At 68.1% G+C, this 26125-nt stretch carries 30 protein-coding genes, 1 tRNA gene and 1 pseudogene; 19 read left to right on the top strand and 13 right to left on the bottom strand.

Features of this window, described 5'->3' with window-relative positions; all coding sequences use genetic code 11:
• The first annotated feature begins 307 nt into the window (after positions 1 to 307).
• A complete protein-coding gene (locus tag FHS74_RS27610; protein WP_184807490.1) occupies positions 308 to 904 on the top strand; it encodes a YcjF family protein in 597 nt (198 codons plus the stop codon).
• A 117-nt stretch (positions 905 to 1021) separates the two neighbouring features.
• On the top strand, positions 1022 to 1993 hold the full coding sequence (locus FHS74_RS27605; protein WP_184807489.1) for an acyltransferase domain-containing protein: 972 nt from the start codon (positions 1022 to 1024) through the stop codon (positions 1991 to 1993).
• 33 nt (positions 1994 to 2026) lie between these two features.
• Here FHS74_RS27605 and FHS74_RS27600 read toward each other — a convergent pair whose 3' ends face one another.
• Genes FHS74_RS27600 through FHS74_RS27590 form a run of 3 tightly spaced genes read right to left on the bottom strand, consistent with a single transcriptional unit; the run spans position 2027 to position 7537 of the window.
• Positions 2027 to 4600, bottom strand: coding sequence for a WD40/YVTN/BNR-like repeat-containing protein (locus FHS74_RS27600; RefSeq protein WP_184807488.1), 2574 nt, complete (start codon positions 4598 to 4600; stop codon positions 2027 to 2029).
• A 10-nt stretch (positions 4601 to 4610) separates the two neighbouring features.
• Positions 4611 to 5804: a prohibitin family protein gene (locus FHS74_RS27595; protein ID WP_184807487.1), complete on the bottom strand. Its 1194-nt coding sequence runs from the start codon at positions 5802 to 5804 to the stop codon at positions 4611 to 4613.
• Positions 5801 to 7537: a cyclic peptide export ABC transporter gene (locus FHS74_RS27590; RefSeq protein ID WP_184807486.1), complete on the bottom strand. Its 1737-nt coding sequence runs from the start codon at positions 7535 to 7537 to the stop codon at positions 5801 to 5803. Before FHS74_RS27590 ends, FHS74_RS27595 begins: the two co-directional genes overlap by 4 nt.
• Before the next feature lie 252 nt (positions 7538 to 7789).
• Between FHS74_RS27590 and FHS74_RS27585 the strand changes: the two genes are divergently transcribed.
• Both FHS74_RS27585 and FHS74_RS27580 read left to right on the top strand, forming a co-directional pair.
• Positions 7790 to 8302 (top strand): YcjF family protein, encoded by a 513-nt coding sequence (locus FHS74_RS27585; RefSeq protein ID WP_184807485.1) that lies wholly within the window; start codon positions 7790 to 7792, stop codon positions 8300 to 8302.
• Between the two features lie 372 nt (positions 8303 to 8674).
• A tRNA-Glu gene (locus FHS74_RS27580) sits at positions 8675 to 8750 on the top strand.
• 27 nt (positions 8751 to 8777) lie between these two features.
• On the opposite strand, the gene FHS74_RS27575 is transcribed toward FHS74_RS27580, so the two are convergent.
• The gene (locus FHS74_RS27575; protein WP_184807484.1) at positions 8778 to 9938 is read right to left on the bottom strand and encodes a tyrosine-type recombinase/integrase; all 1161 of its coding nucleotides are present in this window, start codon (positions 9936 to 9938) and stop codon (positions 8778 to 8780) included.
• A gap of 17 nt (positions 9939 to 9955) precedes the next feature.
• Complete coding sequence (locus FHS74_RS27570) at positions 9956 to 10252, bottom strand: hypothetical protein (RefSeq protein WP_211106592.1); 297 nt, start codon at positions 10250 to 10252, stop codon at positions 9956 to 9958.
• A 403-nt stretch (positions 10253 to 10655) separates the two neighbouring features.
• Between FHS74_RS27570 and FHS74_RS27565 the strand changes: the two genes are divergently transcribed.
• Positions 10656 to 12560 carry a ParB/RepB/Spo0J family partition protein gene (locus FHS74_RS27565; RefSeq protein WP_184807483.1) on the top strand — a complete coding sequence of 635 codons (1905 nt, stop codon included), beginning with the start codon at positions 10656 to 10658 and terminating at the stop codon, positions 12558 to 12560.
• A 45-nt stretch (positions 12561 to 12605) separates the two neighbouring features.
• On the opposite strand, the gene FHS74_RS27560 is transcribed toward FHS74_RS27565, so the two are convergent.
• Together FHS74_RS27560 and FHS74_RS27555 are read right to left on the bottom strand one after the other, a co-directional pair.
• Positions 12606 to 13061: a Ros/MucR family transcriptional regulator gene (locus tag FHS74_RS27560; RefSeq protein ID WP_211106591.1), complete on the bottom strand. Its 456-nt coding sequence runs from the start codon at positions 13059 to 13061 to the stop codon at positions 12606 to 12608.
• Positions 13062 to 13252: 191 nt separating this feature from the next.
• Complete coding sequence (locus tag FHS74_RS27555; protein ID WP_184807481.1) at positions 13253 to 13768, bottom strand: hypothetical protein; 516 nt, start codon at positions 13766 to 13768, stop codon at positions 13253 to 13255.
• Positions 13769 to 13851: 83 nt separating this feature from the next.
• Here FHS74_RS27555 and FHS74_RS27550 point away from each other — a divergent pair, with 83 nt between their 5' ends.
• Positions 13852 to 14115: a helix-turn-helix domain-containing protein gene (locus tag FHS74_RS27550; protein WP_184807480.1), complete on the top strand. Its 264-nt coding sequence runs from the start codon at positions 13852 to 13854 to the stop codon at positions 14113 to 14115.
• Here FHS74_RS27550 and FHS74_RS27545 read toward each other — a convergent pair.
• Positions 14093 to 14476 carry a DUF5615 family PIN-like protein gene (locus tag FHS74_RS27545; protein ID WP_184807479.1) on the bottom strand — a complete coding sequence of 128 codons (384 nt, stop codon included), beginning with the start codon at positions 14474 to 14476 and terminating at the stop codon, positions 14093 to 14095. The genes FHS74_RS27550 and FHS74_RS27545 overlap by 23 nt on opposite strands.
• Positions 14458 to 15018, bottom strand: coding sequence for a DUF433 domain-containing protein (locus FHS74_RS27540; protein ID WP_184807478.1), 561 nt, complete (start codon positions 15016 to 15018; stop codon positions 14458 to 14460). Before FHS74_RS27540 ends, FHS74_RS27545 begins: the two co-directional genes overlap by 19 nt.
• 417 nt (positions 15019 to 15435) lie before the next feature.
• On the opposite strand from FHS74_RS27540, the gene FHS74_RS27535 reads away from it, so the two are divergent.
• Complete coding sequence (locus FHS74_RS27535) at positions 15436 to 15753, top strand: DUF736 domain-containing protein (RefSeq protein ID WP_184807477.1); 318 nt, start codon at positions 15436 to 15438, stop codon at positions 15751 to 15753.
• Between the two features lie 397 nt (positions 15754 to 16150).
• Entirely contained in the window at positions 16151 to 17365 is a 1215-nt protein-coding gene (locus FHS74_RS27530; protein ID WP_184807476.1) for a DUF932 domain-containing protein, read from the top strand.
• A gap of 101 nt (positions 17366 to 17466) precedes the next feature.
• Here the strand turns inward: FHS74_RS27530 and FHS74_RS27525 are convergent, their stop codons facing one another.
• Positions 17467 to 17694 carry a helix-turn-helix domain-containing protein gene (locus FHS74_RS27525; RefSeq protein WP_184807475.1) on the bottom strand — a complete coding sequence of 76 codons (228 nt, stop codon included), beginning with the start codon at positions 17692 to 17694 and terminating at the stop codon, positions 17467 to 17469.
• 172 nt (positions 17695 to 17866) lie between these two features.
• Here FHS74_RS27525 and FHS74_RS27520 point away from each other — a divergent pair, with 172 nt between their 5' ends.
• The 3 genes and pseudogenes from FHS74_RS27520 to FHS74_RS27515 all read left to right on the top strand — a co-directional run bounded on the left by FHS74_RS27520 (position 17867) and on the right by FHS74_RS27515 (position 19118).
• Positions 17867 to 18157, top strand: coding sequence for a DUF2285 domain-containing protein (locus FHS74_RS27520; RefSeq protein WP_184807474.1), 291 nt, complete (start codon positions 17867 to 17869; stop codon positions 18155 to 18157).
• Between the two features lie 192 nt (positions 18158 to 18349).
• A pseudogene (locus tag FHS74_RS31370) lies at positions 18350 to 18478 on the top strand (transcriptional regulator domain-containing protein); the annotation flags it as partial.
• Between the two features lie 25 nt (positions 18479 to 18503).
• Positions 18504 to 19118 (top strand): DUF2285 domain-containing protein, encoded by a 615-nt coding sequence (locus FHS74_RS27515; protein WP_184807473.1) that lies wholly within the window; start codon positions 18504 to 18506, stop codon positions 19116 to 19118.
• Between the two features lie 29 nt (positions 19119 to 19147).
• Here the strand turns inward: FHS74_RS27515 and FHS74_RS27510 are convergent, their stop codons facing one another.
• Together FHS74_RS27510 and FHS74_RS27505 are read right to left on the bottom strand one after the other, a co-directional pair.
• Positions 19148 to 19429: a hypothetical protein gene (locus FHS74_RS27510; RefSeq protein WP_184807472.1), complete on the bottom strand. Its 282-nt coding sequence runs from the start codon at positions 19427 to 19429 to the stop codon at positions 19148 to 19150.
• Positions 19426 to 20070, bottom strand: a complete 645-nt coding sequence (locus tag FHS74_RS27505) for a hypothetical protein (RefSeq protein WP_184807471.1) — start codon at positions 20068 to 20070, stop codon at positions 19426 to 19428. Before FHS74_RS27505 ends, FHS74_RS27510 begins: the two co-directional genes overlap by 4 nt.
• 287 nt (positions 20071 to 20357) lie before the next feature.
• Between FHS74_RS27505 and FHS74_RS27500 the strand changes: the two genes are divergently transcribed.
• From FHS74_RS27500 to FHS74_RS31055, 8 genes are all read left to right on the top strand, one after another.
• Positions 20358 to 20621 (top strand): helix-turn-helix transcriptional regulator, encoded by a 264-nt coding sequence (locus FHS74_RS27500; RefSeq protein WP_184807470.1) that lies wholly within the window; start codon positions 20358 to 20360, stop codon positions 20619 to 20621.
• Positions 20622 to 20624: 3 nt separating this feature from the next.
• Positions 20625 to 21461: a replication initiator protein A gene (locus FHS74_RS27495; protein ID WP_184807469.1), complete on the top strand. Its 837-nt coding sequence runs from the start codon at positions 20625 to 20627 to the stop codon at positions 21459 to 21461.
• A gap of 199 nt (positions 21462 to 21660) precedes the next feature.
• Entirely contained in the window at positions 21661 to 22299 is a 639-nt protein-coding gene (parA, locus tag FHS74_RS27490) for a ParA family partition ATPase (RefSeq protein ID WP_184807468.1), read from the top strand.
• On the top strand, positions 22296 to 22538 hold the full coding sequence (locus FHS74_RS27485; protein ID WP_184807467.1) for a hypothetical protein: 243 nt from the start codon (positions 22296 to 22298) through the stop codon (positions 22536 to 22538). The genes parA and FHS74_RS27485 overlap by 4 nt, the downstream gene beginning before the upstream one ends.
• Positions 22535 to 23044, top strand: a complete 510-nt coding sequence (locus FHS74_RS27480; RefSeq protein WP_184807466.1) for a DUF2840 domain-containing protein — start codon at positions 22535 to 22537, stop codon at positions 23042 to 23044. The genes FHS74_RS27485 and FHS74_RS27480 overlap by 4 nt, the downstream gene beginning before the upstream one ends.
• On the top strand, positions 23041 to 23559 hold the full coding sequence (locus FHS74_RS27475) for a S26 family signal peptidase (protein WP_184807465.1): 519 nt from the start codon (positions 23041 to 23043) through the stop codon (positions 23557 to 23559). Before FHS74_RS27480 ends, FHS74_RS27475 begins: the two co-directional genes overlap by 4 nt.
• A 190-nt stretch (positions 23560 to 23749) precedes the next feature.
• Positions 23750 to 24328 carry a lytic transglycosylase domain-containing protein gene (locus FHS74_RS27470; RefSeq protein WP_184807464.1) on the top strand — a complete coding sequence of 193 codons (579 nt, stop codon included), beginning with the start codon at positions 23750 to 23752 and terminating at the stop codon, positions 24326 to 24328.
• A 234-nt stretch (positions 24329 to 24562) separates the two neighbouring features.
• A complete protein-coding gene (locus FHS74_RS31055) occupies positions 24563 to 25846 on the top strand; it encodes a DUF3363 domain-containing protein (protein WP_184807463.1) in 1284 nt (427 codons plus the stop codon).
• A gap of 23 nt (positions 25847 to 25869) precedes the next feature.
• Here the strand turns inward: FHS74_RS31055 and FHS74_RS30175 are convergent.
• Positions 25870 to 26125 (bottom strand): PIN domain-containing protein (locus FHS74_RS30175; protein ID WP_484549473.1); only part of this gene is annotated, 256 nt, incomplete at its 5' end.

The following is a 26125-nucleotide window of genomic DNA, read 5'->3' as shown; positions in this document are numbered from 1 at the left end:
CCCATGCCCCGACCGGGACCGTGGCATTGAAGCCAGTATGGCCTTACGATTTCAGTGACCGTAAATAACAGTGTCGTGGCGACGGCTGTCTCGGAATAGGGGTATAAGTATCAGGAATATTCTAGTAGAACAATATCTCCTCTGGACGGGGTGTCCATTCGCCGATGGAGTGTCTTTCCGAAGTGAGTGGGTGCAAAGCTGACGCCTTACTGCTATTATTGGGCGAAGTCGCCAGCCGCCCATCCGTAGTCTCCGAGCATTAGAATCCCTGGCGCCCCCCCCCCCACGCCGATAATGGAGTTACCCGATGGTTGAAAAGCCCGCGCCGAGTGTTGCGCCCGATGCCCCGGCTGCGACGGTGGACGCCGCCGCCCCCGCAGCGGCTGTCGTAACGCCGGCGCCCGATGTCAGCCACGACGTCGCGCTGACGCTGCTGGCCAGCAATGAGATCAAGAGCTACGTGGTGGCGGCGGTCGTGCTCAGCGCCGTGCCGCTCCCCCTGGTCGACATCGCCGGCATCGCCGCCATCCAGTTGCGCATGATCCAGAAGCTGTCCCAGCTGTATGGCAAGCCTTTTAGCAGCTCCCTCGGCAGTTCGCTCCAGGGCGCCTTGCTGGGCACCTTCGGTGGTCTGGGCGGCGGTCTGGCGATCGGCAGCCTGGTCAAGGTCGTTCCGGGAATCGGCTGGGCCCTGTCGGCCGCGACCATGCCGATCGCGGCTGGCGCGTCCACCTACGCCATCGGCAAGGTGTTCGTGCGGCACTATGAGGAAGGCGGTTCGCTGTTCGACCTGGACGCCGGCAAGTTCAAGGCCTTCGCGCGTGAGCAATACGAGAAGGGCAAGGAATTGGCCCGGAGCGCCAAGCGTGAGGCCAAGGACGCCAAGGACGCCGCCGCGGCCTGATCCAGACTTTCCACCCCTTCAGCGTTGGGCGCGGCCGGGTCCCCTGGCCGCGCCTTTTGCTATGCGCTCGCGCGATCGTTCCCATGGGAACGCCGTTTGGCTTTTTGAGGTCTTGGCATGAGCGGTTCCGGCACCTTGCCCGTCACCTTCCTGTTCGGGGGCCAAGGGTCGCAGTACTACCAGATGGGGGCGGAGCTGTTTCGCGGCCATCCGGTCTTCGCCGAGTGGATGAGCTTGGGCGACCGCTTCCTGCGGGAAAATTTCGGCCGGCCTATCTTGGAGACCATCTACGCCCCGGGGCGGGGCCTGGGCGATGTCTTCGACGCCCTGCCCATCACCCATCCCGCCATCTTCCTGACCGAGGTGGCGTTGGCCCGAACGCTGGAACATCACGGCATCGTGCCCGATCAGGTGGCTGGGGTCAGCCTGGGGGAATTCGCGGCCATGGTGGTCGCCGGCATGATGCCGCTGGAAACGGCCTTGGACCTCGTCGCGCGGCAGCCCGAGCTTTACGTCCGCCATTGCCCGCCGGGCGGCATGGTCGCCGTGCTGGCCAGCCCCGACATCTGGCGGAACAACCCCATCCTGAGCAGCCGGAGCGAGCTGGCGGGCGTCAGTTCGGATGGGCATTTCGTGCTGTCCGCCGAAGCGAAAGCCATGCCGGTCATCGCCACGGAACTGGACCGCCTGCATCTGCCCCATCAGGCGCTGCCCGTTCCCTTCGCCTTCCACTCCCGCTGGATGGAACCGGCGGCGGAAGCCAGCCGGGCGATGACCGCCGACGTGCGGCTTCAGGCGGGCCGTTGTCCCTGTCATTCCGCCAGCCTGCAGGACTGGGCCACGCCCGACACACCGGACCTGTTCTGGCACATCGCCCGCAGGCAGATGCATGTCGGCCCCATGGTCCGGACGCTGGAGGGGCGGGGCGGGGCGATCTATGTCGACCTCAGCCCGTCCGGCACGCTGGCCACGCTGACCCGCATGTGCCTGCCGCCCGGATCACCGTCCCAGGTCTTCACCATCCTGTCGCCCTTCACCGACGGCCTGAAGTCCATCGAGCGCCTGGTCGCGGCATTGCGGCCGGCCTAATCGGTCGCGCCGCCGGGCGTCAGCCCGTTGGCTTTATCGCGCCGCTGATGGGGTCGGACTGCGGTCGATCACCCGTCCGTCCGACATGGCCAGCCAAACGCCGTCGCCAGCGGCGCGGGCGGCGATGGAGACCGGCCGCCGGTTGTGCTGGCCGGATGCCACCGTCGGCGCCGCGTCGGTGGGTGGGAAGGATGGGGCCGAGCCCACACCCGTCACCGATCCATCGTTCGCCAGGATCCAGTATCCCTCCCCCCTGGGCTGCAACGCGATGCTGAGGGCCTTGGCTGCCCCCTCGCCAAGTTGGCCCAAGGCGGTGGCATCGCCCAGGTACTTCAGGGAACCGAAGGTCCGCACCCGGCCATCGGCATACAGGACCGCATAGCCCTCCCCCACCGGGGCGCTGACGATGTCGACAGCGGCACTTGTGGGTTTTTCTTCCGGTGAGTCGGGGCCGGCCGGCAGGTCGCAATGGGCGTTGCCGAAACAGAAGATCGCGCCATCCTGCGCCAGCAGGCGATATCCCAGCCCCGATGGCGTGTGGTCGATGCCAACGATCTCCTGCTCCGGCTCCAGCTTGGCGACCCCACCGAAATCCTGCACCGCGCCCACGACGTGCACATGGCCGTCGCGGGTGGCCAACCAGTAGCCGTCGCCCGACACGGGCGCGCTGATGCCGACGACAGGGGAGCGCGTGGCCCCCATCCGGCCGTGGTCCAGGGCGGCGCCCGCGGCCATGACGTCACCGTCAGCCCGCGCCAGCCAATAGCCTTCCCGAACGCGCAGGGACGTCGCCTCCCACGTCACCCCGCCGTCATGGGAATGGGAGATGGCGCCGCTGTAGCCCAGCGCCACCAGCACGCCCTCGCCGGCGGCCGCTGCGCACAGCGTGCTTTGCGTGCCCGAGGCGCGGGCTGTCCATTGGCCGGGTGCTGTGGAGGTCAGGATGGTGCCGCCGCTGCCGGTGGCGATGACGGTGGATTGCCAGTAGGCGACGGCGCACAGCTTTTCCTGGGTGCCGCTGGCCTCTTGCGTCCAGGTGTCGCCATCGGCGGTGCGCAGGATGACGCCGTCCGATCCGACGGCCACGGCTTCGTTCCCGTCCGCCATGACGGCCAGCAGGTCCTGGTGGGTCAGGGGTGGCAGGGCCTTCCAGGTCGTGCCGTCGCGCGACACGGTGATCAGGCCGTTCTCGCCCACCGCCACGACATAGTCCCGGGCGGTCGCCACCGCCCACAGGGCGAGCGAGGTCGGGCGGTTGGGCGCGTTGGGGTCGGTGGCGCGCCGGGGGATCCAGCCATCGCCATCGGGGGAGGTCAGGATGATGCCGTTTCGTCCCACGGCGATCAGTTGGCGCCGGAAGGCGGTCACGCCCAACAGGTCGGCGCGGGTGCCGCTGAATCGCGTGGACCACAGCACGCCGTCACGCGACATCATGACCTGACCCCGGTTGCCCACGGCGATCAGCCCATTGTCGTGCTGGGCCAGGGCCCACAGCGCGCGGCGGGTGGCGGGGACGCGGCGGGTCCAGTTTTCGCCATCGGTGGAGGTGAGGATGCTGCCACCCCCGCCCACCGCGATGAAGCGTCCGTTGAAGATGGCGCCCAGCATGGGCTGGCCCGCTGATGGCCGTTCCACCTGCCAGTGGCGGCCGTCGTAGGATGACAGGATGACGCCGCCGGTGCCCACCGCCACGATGCGGTCATCGGTGCGGATCAGGGACTCCAGATTATAGCGGGCGTCGGACATCCCCTCCTGCCAGGCCTTGCCCGGCCAGGCGATGCCGATGATGCCGCCGGTGCCGGCGGCCACGATGCCCTCGGACACGGCCAGGACGGCGCGGATGGTGGCGTCGGGCACGGGCCCCAGAGGGCCCCATCGGCAGCCATCGCGGGATCGCAGCAGCATGCCCTCGGTGCCGCCCGCGACGAAGCCCAGGCTGGGCGAATGCGTGATGCTTTGCAGCACCGCCCCCTCGGACACTTTGCACAGCTGCCAGTCCAGCCCGTTGGCTGAGACGGCGCTGACGCCCTCACCCACCGCGACGAAGAGATCGCCGGCATAGGTGATCGCCATCAGGTTGGCGTCCTGGGGCAGGGCGGCGGGCAGCCAGTGTCGGCCGTCGCTGGAACTGGCCATGCCGGCGGGACCGATGGTGACGTAGCGGTCGCGCGACGCCGCGATGGCGGTCAAGGTGCCGTCCACCCCGGTCTGGACCTGCTGCCAATTGGTGGCGTCGGCGGACAGGGCGGCGGCGCCGCCGGACCCCACCGCGACGAATCCGGCAGGGCCGCCGGTCACGGCGTAAAGTTCACTGCGGCTCGGCGCCTCCTGCCGCGCCCACAGGTGGTTGCCTTCGTCATTGGTCAGGATAAGGCCACCTTCGCCCACCGCCACGAGCATGGGGCGGTCCTGCACCAGCGCGCGCGCCACGGCGTGCAGCGTTTCCGAACCGTTGTAGGCCTCGCGGTAACCGGCGATGGCGGTGACGGGCGCCGGCGTGACGGACCGGCGGTATGAGGCCACCATCAGCCGGGGGAGCACCACGGCGAGGGCGGCCAGGCAAAGGATGGTTGTGGCCGCGAAGGCCAGGCGGTTGCGGCAGGTCATGGCCGCCGGGTCACGGCTTGGCCGGGGCGGGGCCAGCCGCGGGCGCGGCGGCCGATGTCCCGGGCTTTACGCCGCCCGTCTTTCCACCTTCCGGCTTCGCGGCTGCCGGCTTGCTCCCCCCGGCGTCCAGGGGATCGACCGCATCCGGCAGGGGCGGGGGCCAAACGGCCGATGCCGCGTCCCCCTCCGATCCGGAACCGGTGACCGGCGGGATGGCTTTGGCGCGCGGGCCCGCGGCCGGCGCCTGGTCGGCGCCGGGCTTGTCGCTGGTGTCGAGGATCAGTGGCAAGCCGTTCTGCGCGCCGATCACCACCACCTTGGCATTGGGCGATTTCGACAGCTGCAGGGTGGCGTCGATGCCCTTCCAGCGGAGATAGCGGTCGGAAATGCCGTTGGAGACGATTTCCTGGAACTGGCGGATGCCTTGCGCCTCGATCGCCTTGCGCTCGCTTTCCAGGCGTTCCTTCTCCAGCACGAACTGGAAGCGCAGGGCGTTCTGTTCCTCCGCGATCTTCTGCTCGATGGAGGCCTGTACCGTCGGGGGCAGGGTGATGTTGCGGATGAAGATGTCCTGGATGTTGATCAATTGGTGGTCGCCGCCGACGTCCAGGTTGCTGCGCGCCAGCACCCCGCGCACCAGGCGGGCGACGCGCTGTTCCAGCGCCGTGCGGTTGATGCTGTACAAGTCGTCCGGGCGCAGTTCCGCCACCGCGTTGCGGATTTCGGAACTCATGGTCGGGCGGACCAGGGTGTCTTCGAACTGCGGCCCCAGGGTCTCGTGCAGGTTGGCCACCAGGTCGCGGTCCACAAAGTAGGACACGGTCAGCTCGACATCTACCGCCAGGCCGTCGCGGGTCAGCGCTTGCACCGTTTCATCCATGCGGCGCAGGCGCACGTCGTAGACGAAGACCTGGTCCCAGGGCGCGATGATCTTCAGGCCGGGATTGTAGTGGAAGCCGGTCTGGGTGCCGCCGGCCAGGCGCAGCCACAGCACCCCGACCGAGCCCGAAGGGATATTGACGAAGATGCGGTCGGCCAGGACGACGACCGCGAAGACCAGGATCAGCGTCGCCAGCAGGATGTTCAGCCGGTGGCGACGCCGCCAGGCGCGAAACCGGGCCCGGAGGCCAGGTTTCACCGGCTTCGGCGCGGGCTTGGGTGCGGGCGTGGGGCCGGTGGGCGTGCGGTCGTTGGACATGGTCATGACGCCGTGACCTCGCGCATCTTGCCCTCATCCATGTGATAGCGCCGGTCGGCGACGTCGAAGTAGCGGTCGTCGTGGGTGACCGCGATCACCGCCTTGCCGGCCGCCTTCAGGCCGGGCAGGATCTCGCGGTAGAAGATGGCCCGGAATTCCGGGTCCTGGTCCGCCGCCCATTCGTCGAACAACAGGATGGGCCGGTCCTCCAGCAATGCTATGACCAGGGCCAGGCGCTTGCGCTGGCCGGTGGACAGCGCTCCGGGGTTGAAGCCGTTCATCAGGCCGCCGGGCAGCTTTTCCGCCAACTGCATCTGCGTCAGCAACCGCCACATCTCCGGCTCACGCTCGGCGGTGATGTTGAACAGACGGTGGAAGGTGTAGAACTCGGCGAACACGGTGCCGAACAGGCGGCGATAGCTTTCCGTGGCGCCCGTGCCCAGCGGGGCGCCGTTCAGCAGCAACTGCCCGCCCATGGCCGGGTACAGGGCCGTCATCACCTTCAGCGCCGTGGACTTGCCCGATCCGTTGCCGCCGGTGATGAAGACGATCTCCCCCGGCCGCGCATCGAAATCGATGGGGCCGATGCTGAAGCGCTGGTCGCTGTTGCCGGTGGCGTGGGTGTAGTGCACGTCGCGCAGCGCCAGCGACAGGAACGGCGGCGGTGTGGTGGCGCCCACGTCGTCGTCGTGGGTTTCCACCTGTCCGTCCAACTCGCCCTCGAAGGCGCGGATGCCCTGCGCCGCCAGGCGCACGCCGGCGACCGTCTGCACCGTGGCGCCCACGCCGGTCATCAGCGAACTGGCGGCGAACAGCACCACCATCACCAGCCGCTCGATCTGCTCGTGGCTGTCCTTGCTGAACAGCGGCAACAGGAAGACCACCGCGCCGCTCAACAGGTAGAAGGTGCTGTTGATATAGACGATCAGGTCCGTCAGCACGTCGTTGGCATGCGACCGCCGCTCCGCCGCCTGGGCGCTGCAGGCCTTGATCTCATTCACCACGATGGCCCGCTTGGCCGGGTCCAGTTTCAGTTCCTTGAAGCCCTGGATCAGGTCGTGGACGCCGTCCATCAGCCGCGTCTCCGCCGCCGCCGCCTCCTGCCGGGCGCCGTCCGTCTCACCGGCCTTCATGAGATAGCCGTAGGTCAGGAAGCCCACGGCCACCAGGGTCAGAAGGAAGGCCGCCGGCGACAGGTAGAGGACGTAGCAGATGCTGAACAGGAACAGGACGCCCGACTGCACGCCCGACAGCAGGTTGACGATCCCCATGGAGATCATCTCGTAGTACCGCACCAGGGCGCTGTAGAAGCGCTCGTTGCTGAAGCTTTCGAAATGGCGCAGGTCCAGGCGGGCGATGCGGGTCGCGGTGACTCCCCGGACGTCGTGCAGCGCCATTTCCAGGTCGTGCGCCGCACCCTTGGTGAAGAACTTCTGCGCGAGGTTGTAGCCTATGATCAGGACGAAGAAGAGGAAGACGTAGACCAGCGAATAGCCGTCATCGGACGCCAGCGCCGCCGCCTTGTTGATGACGGCCAGCACGGCGGTGCCGCAGCAGGCGGCCAGGATGGCGGCCAGCGCCAACTGCCGCAGGGTGACGGTGCGCGTGCGGTCCAGCGCATCGCGCAGGGACTGGAAGCGGCCTCGGCCGGTGGCGGCCTTCGGCGCGCCGGCCAAGGCCGACAGCACGCGCGCGGCGAAGGGGCGCATGGGACCGGGCGCGTCCATGCCTTCCGCCATCACGGACGGCTCCGCAAGCCCCGGGGCCCGCAGGCGTAAACCATAAACAATGCAATTACCCCGCTGGCGCAGCAGCCCCCATGACGAGCCGGAACGTATCTGAAAAAGCGGGGGCGGGGAAGCCGCCTATCGGGCCCGTGGCGATGGCGCCCTGCCGGGGCTTCGGCGAACCGGAGATTGTGGGTTCCCCTGCGGGCATGATATCTGGAACCCGTCACCCGGCAGGGCCGACCAGAGAAGGGATCGCCACCCATGTCCCAGCAAGAGAAAGAACAGCTTCCGCCCGAGGGGGCGTCCGCGGACGCGCCGGTGGCGGTGCCGCCGGACGTGCTGGCCCTGCGCTTGGACAAGGCTTCCCGCATCCTGGCGCGCTATTCGGGCTGGGGCATCGCCGCCGGGGCCGTGCCGGTTCCGGTGGTGGACCTCGCCGCCCTGGCCGTGGTCCAGACCAAGATGGTGATGGAACTCGCGGAACTATACGGCGAAACGGTGTCGCTGGAATCCGTCCAGGCCCTGGTTGGCGTCCTGATCGGCGTGTTGGTGCCGAAAAGCGCTTCCTCCTTGCTCACCCAGTTACTGGTCAATGTGCTGCCGGGTGTGGCGGGCCTGGTCGGCCTGACGTCCATGGCCGCTTTCTCCGGGGTTGGCACCTATGCCATGGGCCGCGTCTTCATCCGCTATTTCGAGGGCGGCGGGCGCCTGCACGGCATTAGCGCCCGGGCCATACGCCGGGAACTTGAGCGTGAGTTCGCGACCCGGCGCTAAGCGGGCCATTCATCATTCGCTTCCCTGCCGATAAGGCGGACTATCACAGGCGTGGGATTATCTGCGTTGGCTGGCCGGGCTATTGGTGGGCCAATGACCCTTCAGCATCACCGGTCCACCGCATGCATCTCCGTAGCGGGATCGCGCATGGCCTTCCTGCATCCACGGCAGCCCAAAAACGTCATCTGAAATCTTGCGCAAATCGATCGAACGTGTCATACGTCTGTGACAAACGCGGCCGCACAAGATTTTGTGTCCTCTGGGGCAATTAAATCAACATCTTGTGTCTGGGGTGGTGGAGCCCGTCATGGGAGACGCCGTCCTAAAGGCGGGCGCATCATATAGGGTTGGATGATCTCCGCCCACCTAGCTGTCCCCTTCGTCTAGAGGCCTAGGACACCGCCCTTTCACGGCGGCGACACGGGTTCGAATCCCGTAGGGGACGCCACCCACCCGGTGGCTCTAAAGATTTCAATCACTTGGAACGCGGTTTTGTCCCACTCCTGGTAATGCGGCCAGAAGGTGGGACACTTTTGTTCGATTCATGTTCTTCCGACAGTCGGTCCATGGCGCGCTTGGCCAGCACTTTCTGGCGGGCGGCGCGGGTGTAGCGCGCGACCTCTTGCAGGGTCTTATGGCCGGTGATGGACATGATCTCGTGTTCACTGGCGCCCAGTTCGGCCAGCCGCGCGGCGGTGGCCTTGCGCAGCCCATGGGCGCTGCAGTGGCTCAGGCCCGCTTCGTTGCACCAATCCCGGAACGTATTGCCGAAGCCGGCGACGGAGTAGGGCTTCCCATCCTTGGTGATCAGGTACGCCAGATGCCCGGTTTCGCTGGCGTCCAGCACCTGCTGCAGAGCGGGCAGGATGGGGATCGAGACTGTTACCGGATGACGGGTGGCATTCTTGGCCTGGGTGATCGTCAGCCAGCCATCGCGAACGTGCTGGGGGCCCATGCGCACGACGTCCGAGCGGCGTTGGCCGGTATAAAGCAGCAGGGCCATGGCCAGGCGAGCGCGTGTGCCCACCGGGTGGTGTGCTTCGAATCGCTGGATCTCTTCCGGTGCCCAACTGTGGTGTCCGTCGCCGGTTGTCTTGAGCTTGGCAATGTCCTTAGCCGGATTGTGCACCACCCAGCCCTTGTCGACAGCCACGGCGAACATCTGGCGCAACGTCTTGACGAGGTTGTTGGCTGCGTGGGGCGTTGTGGCCTTTTCATTCCGGGCCTGACGGATATGCTCAGCCTGCATCGAAGCAACGGGTAAGTCGCCGGCCCGTTTGCAAAGAGCGTTCAGGATGTTTCGGCGCACGCCCCGCGTACTCGGATGCAGGCTCTGGAATTCGTCACACGCAAAATATTGCTGGCACAGCCAGCCAAGCGTGCCTTGGGGTGGGCCGCCCTTCTTACCGCGCGGCTGGCGCGTGGCCTGTGCGCTGCGATCGCCGACTGTTCCTGCTGCCAGGGCTGCCCGGTATTCCTCGAGGAATGCCGGTGTGCCGGGAGTTTCCGCGAGGCGCACCTTGGGATGCCCTTTCCGCCTGACATAAAGGCGTACGTTGCCGTGCCGGTCCATGTCTTCGACCAGGTAGCGCAGTTTGATCGTGCCTGTTCCGTCCCGTAGCCTGAATTGGGCCATTACCGGCCTCCAGCCAATCACCGGACTTTGAACACCCCGTCCCAAGGGTTCGATTGCTTACAGCCGCCAAGCTGGGCGTCGTCAGCGCCATCATCTTCCGGAAGCGCGGAAAAGGCGGCGTCAAGGGCGAGTTTATCCCAAACCTTGCGACCATCGATTCTTTTTGGTCGCGGCATGCGCCCCGTTGCCACCATCTGATCGAACTTGGTCACCCCGACGCCAACATAGGCAGCGGCCAGCACGCGGGAAAGGCCGCGCGGGCTCAGGGGTAACAGTGTGGATGGCACCTCTGATCTAATGGCTGTGTCTGGCATGCCGATGCACCACCAAAAAAGCAACAGTAGAGCAAGAGAATAATAGCGCGGATGATCAGAAAATTTCGACCTATCGTCAAGCAAGTGCCGAGGGTGTAGGGGATTTACTTGTGCTTGACGGGAATTTTCGGAACGACGTTTCAATGTAGTTCCCGCTTCCGCACTGGGGAGAGGGGGCCCTTCGCCCCCTCTCCCCCGCGAGTGCCGGCCGCCGCCCGGCAGGGCCGCGGCCGCGCAGGCCCGGCGACATGGTCATGATCAACGGGGGCGGCGACGGTCCCGCCCGTCCTGGCAACCCGGCCGGACGCGTCGGCGCTCGCCCCCCTCTCCCCCCGCGCGGTCGCCCGCCTCCGGGAAGCACGCACGGGTGCTTCCCGGCGGGATTCTACCGATGGAGACGATCATGGGAGAGCTCTTGACCCTGCCCCTGTCCAAGCTCAGCGCGTCGGACGCCAACATGCGCAAGACCGCCCGCGACAGCGGGCTGGAGGAACTGGCGGCCAGCATCGCCGCCCACGGCCTGCTTCAAAACCTCACCGTCCGGCCTGTCCTTGACGGCCAGGGGCAGGAGACGGGCCGTTATGAGGTGGTGGCCGGCGGACGCCGGCTGGCGGCGCTCAAGCTCCTGGCCCAGCGCAAGCGCCTGCCCAAGGCGGCCCCCATCCCCTGCGCCTTGCTGGGGACGGCCAACGCCCTGGAGGTCAGCCTGGCCGAGAACAGCTACGTTCCGCCCCATCCGGCTGACCAGTTCGAGGCCTTCCACCGTTTGCATGCCGCCGAGGGCTTGCCGGCCTTGGAGATCGCGGCCCGCTTCGGCGTGGCTGAGCGGACGGTGAAGCAGCGCCTCAAGCTGGGCGCGGTGTCCCCCCGGTTGATGACGCAGTACCGCGAGGGGCTGATGACCCTGGAGCAGTTGACGGCCTTCGCCCTGACCGATGATCACGCCCGCCAGGAACAGGTTTGGGGCGACCTCACCTGGAACAAATCCGCGGACACCATCCGCCGGCTGCTGACCCAGGCCCATGTCCCCGCTACCGACCGGCGCACCCGTTTCGTCGGTATCGCCGCCTATGAGGCGGCGGGCGGCCCGGTGTTGCGCGATCTGTTCAGCGCCGATGACCAGGGCGTCTACCTGGAGGATGTGCCGCTGCTGGACCGGCTGGTGGCCGAGAAGCTGGAGGCCGAGGCGGTGGCCGTGCGCGCCGAAGGGTGGCGGTGGGTGGCCGTCCATCCAGAATTCGCCTACGGCCTGGCCGCCGGCCTGCGCCGTGTCTATCCCGCGCCAGCCCCCCTCGACGCGGACGAACAGGCGGCCCTGGACGCGCTGGAGCGGGACTATGAGGCCCTGTCCACCCGGTTGGAGGGCGACGTGTCCACCGAGGCGGACACCGCCTTTCAGGACCTGGAGGCCCGGGTCGCCGCCTTGCGCGACCGCGAGGCCTATGATCCCGATGACATCGCGCGGGGCGGCGCCTTCGTCTGCCTGGGGGCCGATGGCGCCCTTCGGGTGGAGCGCGGCTTTATCCGGCCGGAGGATGAGGCGCCGCCTGAGCCCATACCGGAGCCGGCCCCGCTTCCGGTGGCGCGAGACGAACCCGAGGCGATATGCGCGGTCGTGGAGGAGGAAGCGGACGGCCTGACGCCGTTGTCCGAGCGCCTGGTGGAGGAATTGACCACCCATCGCACCGCCGGACTCCAGGCGGCATTGATGGACCGGCCCGATGTCGCTCTGGCCGCCGTGGTGCATGCTTTGGCACTGCCCCTGTTCCATGGTGGTGGTTATCTGCCGCAAAGCTGCCTGCGTCTGGAAGCGGCGCCTGTGGTCTTCATCAATCCGGTGGCGGATGGTTCGGCTGCCCGTGCCGTCGCCAGCCGCTATGACGACTGGGCCCGACAATTGCCGCCTTCGCCGGACGACCTTTGGGCTTGGGTGTCGGCGCAGGAAACCGCCGTTCTGGCCCGCCTGCTGGCGTTTTGCGTGGCCACCCTGGTCCACGGCGTGCAGGCGCCCTGGAGCCATGATCCGCGCCGTCTGGCCCATGCCGACGCCCTGGCCACCGTTCTGGATCTGGACATGAGCCGGCATTGGTCCGCCACCGTCGACAGCTATCTGGGGCGGGTCACCAAGGCCCGTATTGTTGAGGCGGTGGGCGAGGGCGTGTCGGCGCGCGACGCCGAGGCCATCAGCGGCTTGAAGAAGGGGGAGATGGCGGAGCAAGCGGAACGCCTGCTGGCCGGCAGATCCTGGCTGCCCGCCCTGTTGCGCACGGTGCGGCGCGAGCCGGCGTTGGATCAGGCGGCGGAGTAACGAGGTATCGGGACGGCGGGGCCGGGATGACCGGCCCCGTCGGCCTTACGCCGCCTTCCTGGGGGCGCGTTTCCTTTTGACCGGTTCGGCGGCGGGCTCCGCGTCGCGCTGGGCGCGAGTCCCGAGGCCGATGGCCTTGGCCAGGCCGGAACGTTGTTCGGCGTAGTTGGGCGCCACCATGGGATAATCCGAGGGCAGGCCCCACTTGGCGCGATACTCATCCGGTGTAAGGTTATAGGACGTGCGCAGGTGGCGCTTCAGCATTTTCAGCTTCTTGCCGTCCTCCAGGCAGACGATGTAGTCCGGCGTCACCGAGCGGCGCACCGGAACGGCGGGCGTCAGTGGCTCTGGTGTGGTCACCACCGCCGGCGGGTTTTCCAGGGCCACCAGCTTGTCGTAGGTGGCCTTCAGCAGGGACGGCAGGTCCGCCACGTCCACGCGGTTGTGGGAGACATAGGCGGCCACGATGGTGGTGGCCAGGTTCAGAGTCGAGTCGGACATTTGCATTCCATCATCATTGGGGCCGGCATGGGTAGAGAGGCCATGCTGAAATAAGGTGATGATGGTGCAAATCAAGGTACATGAATAGATGGCAGATTATTAAATTCACTCCATGATCGTTATTTGTTGTTCCGAAAACGGGGAGACGCCGGGGCTGACCGAATCCGCCACTGGAAGAAAAATGAATTTTGTCAGTTGAGCCTACGATATGGCGCATTCTCCAATCCAGCCCAAGGGAGGGAATTCGATGGCTCCGCTCTCGGCGCCAAGACGAAAACACCCATCACGGAAACCGGATTTTCCTGCGGGAGATGAAGAACCGGGAGAGCCAGAAGGCCGAGTACATCCTGCCGGCTGGGAATTTCATCATAAGTGGCGACTCCCGTTTTGCCTGCTTGATAGGCGGGAGCACCGGGCAGGCCGGCGCTGATGTCGAATCGGCTGGCCAGCAGGTTGCCGGCGCTCCAGCCGACGTCATGCCAGCGGGGTGGCGTCACACGCAGGTCCGCGACCACCAGGAAATCCCGATAGGAGGACTGAACCCGTTCGCGCACCGCCGGCCAGGCGGGATAGCCGTCGTCCACCCGTGCCCGCATCCAGGAGACCAGCAGGTTGAAATGCCCCGCATGGCGGATTCCCCGCACCTGGGGAGCCTGAGCCGTCGCCAGGGCGAAAACCATTGGATCGGAATAGGTGGATAGTGGCATGGTCCGCGCCCCTTTGCTCAGCAATAAGGGCTAAAATAGCCCTTATTGCCCGGGCCGTCACTGGCTTTGCTTTGATCGGAGCCATGATCTCGCTCCGTCAAATCCGGGCCGCCCGTGCGCTCCTCGGTTGGTCGCAACAGATGTTGGCCGACAAGGCGCTGCTGTCCGTCAAAGCCGTGGCCCGGCTGGAACGCAACGAGGTGACCAGTCATGCCACCACGGTGGAGGCCCTGGAGCGTACATTGACCCAGGCTGGCGTCGTCTTCATTCCCGCCGGCCATGGCTTGGGCGAGGGCGTGCAACTGGCGTCCGATCTTTTGCCGGTCAAGGCAGAGGGAACACCCTGACGGTTCCGGCCCGGTCCACCTCGAACAGGTGACCGGCGGCGGGCTCACCCGCCTGCAAGCGGGCTTCGACCGCGTCCGCGAGGGCCCTGGTCAGCGCCACCTGTTGTTGGCGCCCCACGGCGTCCAGCAGAATGGCCAGTCCCGGATGGCCAGGGCTGGCCCGGCCCAGGCGGCGGAAGTCGTCGGCGTTGCTGGTGACCACGATGTGCTGGCGCGCCAGGGCCCAGGCCAGCACCGCGTCGTCCGGCTGGCCCGCCAAGCCCACCTCGTTCACATGCGCGGCGTCATATCCCAGGGTATCCCGCAGATGGCGGGCGACCTGGGGCGACAGGTTCTCATCGATCAGGAAGCGCGGGGCCACAGCTTGCCGCTCGGTCGGCCCCGCAGGGGGTTGGCCTTGGCGTACAGGGCCGCCACCTCCAGGGTGTCGCGGTCCAGGGCCGGATAGTCTTCCAGGATGCTGTCGACATCGTCCCCGGCCTCCAGCCGACCCAGGACGGATTGGGCGGTGATGCGAGTCCCTTTGATCACCGGGGCGCCGCCCAGGATGGCCGGGTCCTTGACGATGACATCCGCCGCGCGGTCATACAGCGCCAGGCGTCGGCGCGTTCCTTCCAAGGCCTTGGCGGTATCGATGCGGACGACCTCGCCCAGCACCACGTCGCGCCGCTGCGGGTCTTCCCGCAGCAGGTTGTAGACCGTCGTCGGCGAGAGGCGGACCTCCGCCGGCAGGGCCTCCAGCAGGGCGAAGGCCAGCAGCGCCGTTTCAGTGAGCTGCCGCCGGCCGGTCTTGCCCAAGGCGCGGGCGGGGATGGCCTGGCGGGTGATGGCCCGCTGGATGGCGGCCAGCGGCGCGCCGGTGATGGCGGCGGTTTCTTGGGGGCTGTAGCTGGGCAGCGGCATAATTCGTGTCCTCGTGGACATCAATTTAGGCCTTGCGCCTGCCAGCGGCAAGGGACTTGGCCGCAGAGGCAATGGCAGGGTAGGGAGGCGAGGGGCCGCAGTGCCATTGTGGCACCTTGGCAAAGGCGGCGGTCATCGCCAGCGTCTCCCGAGAACACCGGTGCCAGGGGCGCCCGTCACGGCCTCTCGTCGGGTGACCCTGGCCGAAAGGGAAGCTCCGTCCCGCAACGGCGGGTGCCGCGTTTTATTCCCCGGCGCCGCCGGGCGGCGCCTCCTCGCGCAGCAATAAAACGCGGCACCTGCCGTCCTTCGCTGTCGCTGCGGCCGCCAGGGCGGTGCGGGCGCTTCCCCTTCGGCCGGTCGGATCACCATCGAGGCCGCGACGGGCGGCCCCGGACCATCCCAGGAGACGACATCATGGCGACCATCGGCACCTTCACCAAGGACGAGAACGGCAACTACACGGGCTCCGTCCGCACCCTCTCCGTCAACGCCAAGGCCCGCATCACCGCCGAGGCCGACAAGGCCAAGGACAACGCCCCCGACTTTCGTGTCTACGCCGGCTCCGCCGAGATCGGCGCCGCCTGGAAGAAGACCGCCCAGGACACGGGCCGCCCCTACCTCTCCCTCAAGCTGGACGATCCCAGCTTCGCCCAGCCCATCTACGCCAGCCTGGTGGAGATGGACGACAGCAAGGGCTACAGCCTCATCTGGTCACGCCGCAACGGCAACTGACCACCCCGCCTGACCCCACCAGCGGCGCCCCGTCCACCCCGGCGGGGCGCCTTTTCTTTCCCGCAAAGCCGCCTCGGCGCAAATCCAGGTTTCAGCAAATCCGGGGGGGCAGGGTTTGCGGAGAGCCGGAATCCCGGCTCCAGCCTTGTCAGCCCCGCGCCGCCAGGGGCGGTCACGGGGCCGCTGTTGGGAGGGCGGGCCCTGGGCCCTCCCTCCCCGCGAATGCCGCCTGGCGCCCGGCAGGGCCGCGTTCCCTGGGTGGGCTGCTGCCCACCCGTTCCCGCCAGCCCGGCCGGGCCATGCCGCATTCGCCCCCACCCACCCCGCGCGGTCACCCGCCTCCGGGAAGCAGCAGCCGCTGCTTCCCCTCGTCATCTTACCTGCAAGGAGACAGATCATGAGCCTGGTGACCCAAACCCTTGACGCCGCCCCCGTGGTCGCCCCCGTGGCCGCCCCGTTCAAGGTGGATGTGACGCGCGGCCGGCGGGTTGGCCGCGTTTCTTCGGAATGGTTCTCGCGCCCGGCGGACGAGCGCTATCTCAGCCTGGCCGACCTCTATGACGCGGTGCGCGACCGGGCCGACCGTTCCCGCACCCGCACGGTGGAGAGCCGCCATATCCTGGTGGAGGCCCACCGCGACGACCCCGACATCCTGGCACTCCGCCTGCCGGGGTACGGGGCCGCCCTGGCGCCGACGCACTGGAGTTTCGGACAACTGGCGGGCCTGATGGGCGCCCCCGCCGGCTATTTGCGGCAGCTTCCCGCACCCCTGGCCGGCATCAACCTGCAATATGGCCTGACCCATCATCGGGCCGAACAGGTCAAGACCCTGGAGACGGACGACGGCCGCCTGGAACTGCGGGCGGTGACGGGGCCGGATTATGGCCGCATCCACGACCATGAACTGGTGGCCGCCGTGCGCGCCATCGCCGGCAACGGCACGGGTGACACCCGCTGGAAGGTGCCGGGGACGCTGGACTGGTCCACCATGAGCCACAACCCCCACGTCGACATCAACGCCGAGACCACCACGCTGTACGCCAGCGACCGGGATGTTTTCCTGTTCCTGGTGGACGATACCCATCCCATCGAGGCTGGGCGCCTGACCGATGGATCGCCGGACCTGTATTTCCGGGGCTTCTATTGCTGGAATTCTGAGGTGGGCAGCAAGACGCTGGGCATCGCCTCCTTCTTCCTGCGGGGCGTCTGTCAGAACCGCAATCTTTGGGGTGTGGAGGGCTTGGAGGAAATCACCATCCGCCACAGCAAATACGCCGCCGGCCGCTTCGCCCACCAGGCGGCCCCGGCGCTGGAACGCTTCGCCGCCAGCAGCCCCGCCGGCTTCATCGCCGGCATCAAGGCCGCCCGCGACACCGTCGTCGCCACCCAGGACGAGGAGCGCACGGACTTCCTCAGCCGCCGTGCCGGCCTGGGCCGCCAGGATGCCGCCCGCGTCATCGAAACCGTCTTACGGGAGGAGGGCAAGCCCCCGGAAAGCGTGTTCGACTTCATCCAAGGCATTACCGCCGTGGCCCGCGCCAAAGGCCACCAGGACGCCCGCCTGGACCTGGAGCAGAAGGCCAAGCGATTGATGGACAAGGTGGCCGCGTAGGGGAAAACCGGGGCCGGTGTCGTGCCGGCCCCAACCCTTCACAGGCTTGGATCCCCGTGGAGCCGGCGCAAATTTTGCGCGCCGGCGGGGCCGGCGCGGCATCAGGGCCCGTCGACACCCACGGTCTCATCGAACAATTCGACCGGGTGAACGCCCAAAGCCTCACAAACCGTCCAGAGGGTCGTCAGGGTCACGTTCTGCTGACCGCGCTCCATCAGGCTGACATGGGCCCGGTCCACGCCCATGCGCGCCGCCACGGCCTCCTGGCTGAGGCCGGCGCGATCTCGCAGGCGGCGCAGGTTCGCCCCAAAGAGCCGTCGGATGTCCATCCCCAGGATGGAGCCGGATCGCGTATTTTAGTGCGACGTACTATAATACGCGGAGGCGCTGCCTTGGCCCGCTCGTCCCCCGAACGCGCCTTCGCCGGCCGGGGGCACCCATGGCATACTCCCAGCGGAGAAGCAGGACCACCTGTCCCATCAGCAAAGGGCCCCCAATCCCGTGACCCGAACCCCCGTGAACCCAGGGCCGGTGGCCGACCTGGCGCCGAGCGACACCACCATCACCGACTACGACCGTAGGCACTTTGCGACCTACCTGATGCTGCTGGACGCGGCACGGGATGGGGTGGCCATCGACGACATCATCCGGGAAGTCTTGCAGATCAATCCGCAAGCGGATCGGGCCAAGGCATTGCGCACCTACGACAGCCATCTGGCCCGGGCCCGCTGGATGACGGAGCATGGGCACGAGCAACTGCTCAAAGGTACGCGGGACCGCCGGGTGGAGTAGTTCCGTGGAGCCGCCTTTACGGGTCTACGGCTCTACGCCTTTGGGGGCAGGGGAGCCCCTTCAGGTCAAAGGCGTCCCAAGTCGGCCCGTGCGACCTACATCCGTCGACCTAGACACGACGCTTCGCGCTGGGCATTGTTTGTTGGTGAAGGTGCCTTCACTGATCCGCGCTAACGATGCACGGAGAGGGCGATGCGCCCGTTTAAGCGAGAACGCCTCGACGCCGACTACCGCTATATCGAGAGCCTGGACGACGACGGGCTCGCCTGGGAATTCCTGCGCCGTTCGGCCGCCTACCAGGCGGACCACAAGGCTGAAAAGGCGGAACCCGCGACCGTGATCCCGTTTGATCGGGCGGCCCGTTGGGGGCTGCGATGTCCTGGCCGACCCCGCCCTGACGGCCCGGGAAGCGTTCGTGTTCTGGCGCGCCGACGTGCTGGCCCGCCTGGTACGGCTGACCCCGGCCCCGCTGGCCGCCGGGTGCTTGATCCATTTTGACCCCGACGGCTGGGGCGGGCGGCAGGCGGCCTTGCTGACGGCGGACGGTTACCACCTGATCATCGCTCCCCGACCTGGGCTGGCGCATCACCTGTTGCTGCCGGGGCCGGAACCGCCCGCCGCCCATGCGCCCATGGCCCCCGTGCCCCTTTTCGATGCCTGGCACCCCCAGCGGCTGGCGTCCACCCTGTCGTTCTGGCGCTATGCCCAGAATCCTCGCATCACCCGGGCGCCGCCCGTGCCAGCTCCCAGGCCGACCGGTCGCACCCTGGAATCCGCCTTCATGCTTTGGGCGCTGGACTTGGCGACAGCCGGCGCGTCCGGCCGCGAGGTGGCGGCGGCGCTCTGGGGATCGGCGCCGGTGGATTGGTCCGACAGCCCGATGCGGGCCCAGGTGCGGCGGGTGCTGGCGACGGGAGGCCGCTTGGCCAATGGCGGCTATCGCGCCCTCTTGAAGCGCTGACTGGACCAACAGCGAACGGCGGAATCCCTTTACGGTGTTTGCACCGCGAAGAACAGCCAGACGTACAGTATGGTTAACCCGAGGGCCATCCATAGCAGAGTAGTCAAAAAAGGACGGCGGTAGCCAAAGGACTTACCCGGCATGTCGGCGTGGAGTAAAAGGCCCCAGGCGCCTATCGAGGCAATAACCAGCCCAAGAATGGTGTACTCGTAGCGTTTATCGCCTTGGCTGAAGAATGCCAAAAACCAGCCGACTACTATCAACCAGCGGCCATAGCGGGCGATCCAACTGCGGACAGCCACGACGCTCATCGCAGCATCCGTCGATTGTATTCCGCAAGGTAACGAGGCCACAGCCGTCCCGCCCGCGCGGCCGCCCAGGAGTTGCCGGGCATCAAACGGCTGGTGACGGCGCCCGCTAGACTGCTGACCGCCGCTCGCGCCGCCGTTGTTCCAAAGGCGGCTCCGCTCAGGGCCGCAGCGCCGGCAGCCTCTGGAATGAAAGCGGTGGCTATCATCCCCGCGCTGACGCCGAGGAAGAAAGCGCCTATGTCCTGGCCCAAGGCGGTATAGAAGTTCGGCGGCTTGTAAATGCCCTGGACGTCAACGATTTTGCCACTGAACTCCTTGGTGGCGTAGTAATCGAATTCCCGATCGGTGAGGGAGAACGGGTATTCGTCCGGATTCTCCGTTACCTGGAACTTGGTCATGATCATCCAGGAATAGAACGGTCCCCAGCCGGGCGTGTGCCGCAAGGTGTCCAATTCCTTCTCGAACGCGAAGCGGAAATTGTCGCTCATGCGGATGAGGCAGAGGCCGGCCACCAGGGCGCGGGCCTTCTGGGGATCGGGCGTCTGGTTAAGCATGCCAAAGTCACAGGACGCCTCGCTCAAGAGCAAGGCCATGGCATCGTCCCGGAGCCAGCGGTGGCTCACGGTCAGGGTTTCCGCCATCTTCGCGCTCCTCGACTGAACCGATGGGCGGGACGGGTGTCCCGCGTAATCAAATACGCGCACCCCGTGTATCGGCAAGCTGGACATGCGGGCCTCTGCCGAAGGCATGATGCCTGGGCGGCGCGTCTCCCCCTTACGGGCAGGTCGTCGTGTGCCGATGCCGGGGGGGAGGACGTTTTCCGCACCCCCCAATCTTCGTCCATCCCCAAGCGGGGGCGACGCGCTGATGGTTGCCGGCGATGCGGCCCCGTTTCCGGTGGGCCGCCCCGACACGCCAGGGTGCGCCCATGCCCGATCCTCATTCCCCCCTGCCGCCGCGCTATCTGCGCACACCGGAGGCCGCCCGGCTTCTGGGCCTGTCCGGCCGCACGCTGGAGAAGCACCGCACCTTTGGCACCGGGCCCGTCTATCGCAAGATCGGTGGTCGCGTGGTCTACGCCGTCGACGACCTGCAGCGCTGGGCCGACCAGGGCCGGCGGACCTCCACCACCGATGTCACACCCACCCTCGTTCGGCCGCCGCGTCGGGCCTCGTCGTTGGGAAGGCGATGACCCATGCGCGACTTTCCCGCCATCCATGCCGGGGCCCCGGTGCGCGATGCCATCGACCTGATGGTCTGGCCGTGCTTTTCCCTGGCGAAGCGTCCTCGCCATCGGCCGCTGTATCACCACCGCGCCGGCGACCATCTACGGGTGTCGACCCCGGCCGCAGGGCCGGGCCTCGCCACCCTCTGGGACGCCGACCTGTTGATCTGGGCGGTCTCGCAACTGGCCGAGGGGCGCGACCGGGGGCTGCAGCCGGTGCCGCTTTTACGTGCTCCCGCTTTTCAGGTTCTACGCTTTCTCGGGCGCGGCACCGGCCGGGCGCAATACGTTGCGCTGGCCCAGGCGCTGGATCGGCTGGCGGCCAGCGAGGTGGAGACCACCCTGGGCGCCACCGTTGCCGAGGGGCACCGCTTCCATTGGATCGAGAAGTGGACCGCTGATGGCGACGGCTTGATCATTCTGCTGCCGGAATGGCTGTGGACAGCGGTCGTCATCCGCCGCCGGGTGCTGCGGATTGACCGTGCCTATCTGCGGCTGACCGGCGGGGTGGAGCGTTGGCTGTGGCGCCTGCTGCGCCGGCACGCCGGGTTATCCACCGGCTGGACCATCGCCCTGGCCGACCTCCAGGCCCGGTCCGGCAGCTTGGCCCGGCCGGTCGATTTCATCGCGGACCTGCGTGGCATCGCGCGCGGGGGCGTATTGGCGGGCTATGCCCTGACCCTGGTGCGACACCACGGGCGGGAGGCCCTGCACGCCGCCCGATCCACCGAGTCCGTCCACAGTGCCGCCGTGGTGCCTGGGGATAAGCCGGGGGTTTCATCCACAGACGGGGAGGCTCAGCTGTGAATCCTCTCGGTGGATCAGGCGTGCCGCCACGGTGGAACAGGCGTGAATCGACGGTGGATCAGGCGTGGGGGTGGTCGGCAAGCCATTGGCACTATTCACGAATTCGCGCTGTCCAAATCCCTGACTCTTTGACTCTTAATAGACTCTTGGTAGTTGTTGAGGGTAGTGCCCTACGGCCGCGCCCGCGCGCGAGGCGGCCATGATCGTCGCCGTGCTGACGCAGAAGGGCGGGGCGGGCAAGACCACCTTGGCCTTGCACCTGGCCGGGGAGTGGGGGCGGGCTGGGGCGTCCGTGCTGCTGGTTGACGCCGATCCCCAGGCCTCCGCCCAGGACTGGGCGGAACAGCGGGCACGGGCGGGGCGCCGCCGACTGTTCGGCATGGTGGGCCTGGCGCGGGAGACCCTGCACCGCGAGGTGCCGGACCTGGCGCGGGGCGTCACCCACGTTGTCATCGACGGGCCGCCGCGCACCACCGCCCTGGTGCGCTCCGCCCTGCTGGCGGCGGAGCGGGTGCTGGTGCCGGTGCAGCCGTCCGGCTTCGACGTCTGGGCCAGCCAGGCCATGCTGGACCTGGTGGCCGAGGCCCGCGTCTACCGGCCGGAGCTGAAGGCCCACTTCGTCGTCAACCGCCGGGTGGTGCGCACCCGCATCGCCCGGGAGGTCCAGCGCGCCATCGCCAGCCTGGGCGTGCCGGCGCTGGAGGCCAGCCTGGCCCAGCGGGTGATCTACGCCGAGGCGGCGGGCTCCGGCCTGCTGGCGCGGGAGATCGACCGGGCCTCGCCGGCGGTGCGCGAGGTGGCGGCGCTCGCCGCCGAGGTGCTGCGGGGGCGGCCATGACCCGCCGGCCCGCCCCCATGCTCGGTGCCCGTCCACGCGACGATGCCCAACGCTGGGTCGATGGCGACGGCAAGGGCCGCACCGCCCCCAAGGCCCAGGCCTACAGCGCCCGCCTGACCATCGACGTGACACCGGCCTTGCGCGGCCGCATCAAGGTGGCGGCCTTCCGTCAGGGCGTCACCGTGGCCGATCTGCTGCGGGCGATGCTGGAGGAGCGCTTCGGGGCGGGGGCGTCATGACCGCGCCGGCTTCCCTGGGTGGCTCCCCGACCAGCCCTTTGGCCAGCCCCCTGACCAGTGTCGAACTGGTGTTCCACCGCGACTGGATCGAGCGCTGGCTGCGTTTCGGCCATCCGGTGGCGGACCAGGTGTTGGACCGGCGGCGGCGCCTGCTGTTCTTCGCCCCCGGCGCCGTGTTCGGCTACGTGCGGTGGGAGGGTAACGCCCACGGTACCGTCCTCTCCCGCATCGACATCCTGCGGGCCTGCGCCGCCGGGGAGGGGCGGGTCACCGTTCCCGGCGTCGATCCTGGGGGTGACAGCCTGCTGAGCCTGTCGGGCTGGCCCCGGGTGAAGCGCACGCTGGAGCTGGTCGACATGCTGGAGGCGGACGGCTTCGACCCGGCGGCGGTGGCGCCGGACTACTGGCGCCATGCCCACAACCGCCTTGCTTGTGGCCAAGCCCCCCGGCGCTATGGCCGGGATCAGCATGCCGCGTGGTGTCGGCGCCGGAGGGTGGGGTCATGACGCGCCAGACCTCTCCCCTGCTGGCGGGCCTGGCCGCCGTGCTGCTGCTGGTCCTCGCCACGCCAGGCCGCCGGCCTGTGCTGGTGTGGAACGCCACCGCTAGCGCGCCCATCGGCCTCTATCGCCTCCGCCCCCTGGCTGACGGCGGTCCCGCCCCTGGCGCCTATCTGCTGGTGCGGCCCGATGCCGCCCAGGCCCGCCTCTATGCGGATCGCGGCTACCTGCCCCTGGGCATGCCCTTGCTGAAGCCGGTGGCGGCGGTGGCGGGGCAGCAGGTCTGTGGCCGCGCCGGCTGGATGCTGGTGGACCGACGCCCTCTGGCGCGGGCGCTGGAGGCCGATGGCCGGGGCCGGCCCCTCACCGCCTGGCGCGGCTGCCGGCGGCTGTTCCCCGGCGAGGTGTTGCTGCTGAACCCCGACCGTACCGACGCGCTGGACGGAAGGTATTTTGGACCGACGCCGCTCACCGCCGTCCTGGGCCAGGCGATTCCGTTCTGGGTGAGGCGGGACCCATGACGCCGCCCATCCTTTGCCATCCTGTTGTTCGACCCCGGGGCGACATCCTGTCGTCCCGACCGCCCTCCAGTCCGCCGCCGCGCGCAGCCGGGGTCAAGGTCAAGCGGCGCTTGGCCTTGACGCGGGCGAGCCCGGTGGCTGAGGGCCGCGCTCCGCTCGTTCCGTCGTCGCTGTCGCACCGGAGACCGCCATGCCCGTCCTGACCCTGGCCGCCGCCTGCGGCCTCGCCACCGCCAGCCCGCTGTTCGCGCCGTTGCAGCCTTCGCAGCCGTGTGTGAGGGCGACTGTGCATAGGCAGGCCGGGATCGCCCCTGAGGTAGCCACCGAGATCGCCGAGGCCGCTGCACGCTTCCACCTGCCGCCGTCCTTGCTGACGGCTGTGGTGGCGGTGGAAAGCGCCGGCGACCCGGCCGCGACCTCACCAGCCGGGGCCATGGGGCTGACCCAGCTGATGCCCGGAACCTGGGCCGCCTTGCGGGCCCGCCTGCACTTGGGCGCCAGTGCTTACCAGGTGCGTGACAACCTGCTGGCCGGTGCCGCCCTTCTGGCCGAGTTGCGGGAGCGCTTCGGGCCTGTGGACGCCCTGGCCGCCTACCACGCTGGGCTCGGCCGTGTGTTGGTCCATTCCCGCACCGGCCAGCCGCTCCCGACAGCAACCCAGCACTATGTCGCCCAGGTGCTGCGGCGATGGACCCAAGCCCCAAGGGACCCTTTGGCGCCGGACCAGGGGCTGTTTGTCGCTCTGAGCCACGCCGGGAGGGCGCTGTGAGAGGCCAGCGAGCCGGCGTGGGCCGGGCGATGATCGGCGGAAAGGGGCGAGGGATTGACGCCGGACATCCCGATGGACGACGGACGGCAAGATTAAAGGCGGTGCCGTGGGGTGGGTTTATAGGGCTGTCGGGGTCGGATTGCCTGGCGCGCGCGCAGTGCCAGCTTTTGGGTGCCGTGCCGCCCGTCCGCGCAGAGGTGCTGTTTTCCTGGAGTCCGTTGGCACGGGGGCATCATGCCGCGCCGAGGTGACCGGGATGCCGACGCATTCCTGCACCCCCGCCTGGGCCGCTTCCGGGCAGAGCGACAGCCGCGCCTGTTCAAGGCCAAGGTGCTGGTGGCGCGCGACCAGGTCGGCGTCGTCTCCACCTGCTCCAAGCGCTCGATGGCCGGCCGGGGCGCCGGCATGGCCTGGAAGCTCAGCCGGGGCCTGCTGGCTCGGCGCGGGCGCCGTGTGGTGGTCAAGGCGCGCATCGTCCGCCACGGCCGGCGGGGGGCGCCGCTGGGAACCCACCTGGCCTATCTGCGCCGGGAGGGCGTCACGAGGGATGGCCAGCCGGCGCGGATGTTCAGCGCGGACACCGACGATGCCGACGTGCGGGCGTTCGTCAACCGGACCGCCGATGATCGCCACCACTTCCGCTTCATCGTCAGCCCGGAGGATGCGGCCGACCTCACCGACCTGCGGGCCTACACCCGCGACCTGGCGCGGACCATGGAGCGTGACCTGGGCACCCGGCTGGACTGGGTGGCCGTCGACCACTGGAACACCGACAACCCCCACGTCCACCTGATCGTGCGTGGCAAGGACGAGGCCTGCCGCGACCTTGTCATCCACCGCACCTACATCACCCAAGGCCTGCGGGCGCGGGCCCAGGAGCTGGCCACCCTGGAACTGGGGCCGCGCTCGGAGTGGGAGATCCAGACCAAGCTGGCGCGGGAGGTGGAGGCCGAGCGCTGGACGCAGCTGGACCGCACCCTGGCTCGGGTGGCCACCACCGATCCCACCGCTGTCATCGGCATGCGGTCCGCGTCGGGCTGGGGCGATGGGGCCGGGGTTCAGGGCCTGCTCATCGGCCGGCTGCGGCGATTGCAGACCCTCGGGTTGGCCTCGACTGACGGGGAAGGGCGTTGGTGCCTGGTCGAGGATGCGGAGCCCACGCTGAAGGCGATGGGCCGCCGCAGCGACATTATTCGGACCATGAACCAGACGCTGGGCCGTGCGGTCGGTGACGTGGTAGTCCATGGGCAAGAGGGGCCGGCCCACCCCATCGTCGGTCAAATCACCGCCAAGGGCTTGGACGACGAGTTGACGGACCGGCCGTTCATCGTTGTCCAAGACCAGGAGGGGCGGTCCCACTACCTGCGCTTGGGCGTCGACCTCAATGGTTCGAGCTTGCCCGTCGGTGGCACAGTCCGGGTTACCCGTCAGCGGACAGGTCTGGTGGTTTCACCCCCGGAGCAGGATTGGACCGCCGATTGGGGATTCCCCGTGGGCCGTGGCCCTACGCCCGGATAGTCGGATAGGCCAAAGGGGGCGCGTCAGGCGGGCCGTATCCGGGGAGACGCAGAGTAGGGGTCGAGGGTGGTAACGCCCCGCCCGGCCACGTCGGTGGTATTTCGGGTAACAAGAATCAGCCGATGGATGCGGGCGGTGGCTGCCAATCCGGTGTCGTCGGTATGTTTATCGCTGGCGCCCAACGACCTGCCCCATAGGGCCGCGATCTCGCGGTCGACAGGAAGGATCCGGTCCGCCAGGGCATCAAAGCTCGCCTGCACCCGGGCCTCGATTGCCGCC

The organism is Nitrospirillum iridis (assembly GCF_014205765.1).
Taxonomy (GTDB): domain Bacteria; phylum Pseudomonadota; class Alphaproteobacteria; order Azospirillales; family Azospirillaceae; genus Nitrospirillum; species Nitrospirillum iridis.
The sequence above is the reverse complement of the archived record's forward strand: the minus strand, read 5'-3'. Positions and strand labels throughout refer to the sequence as shown.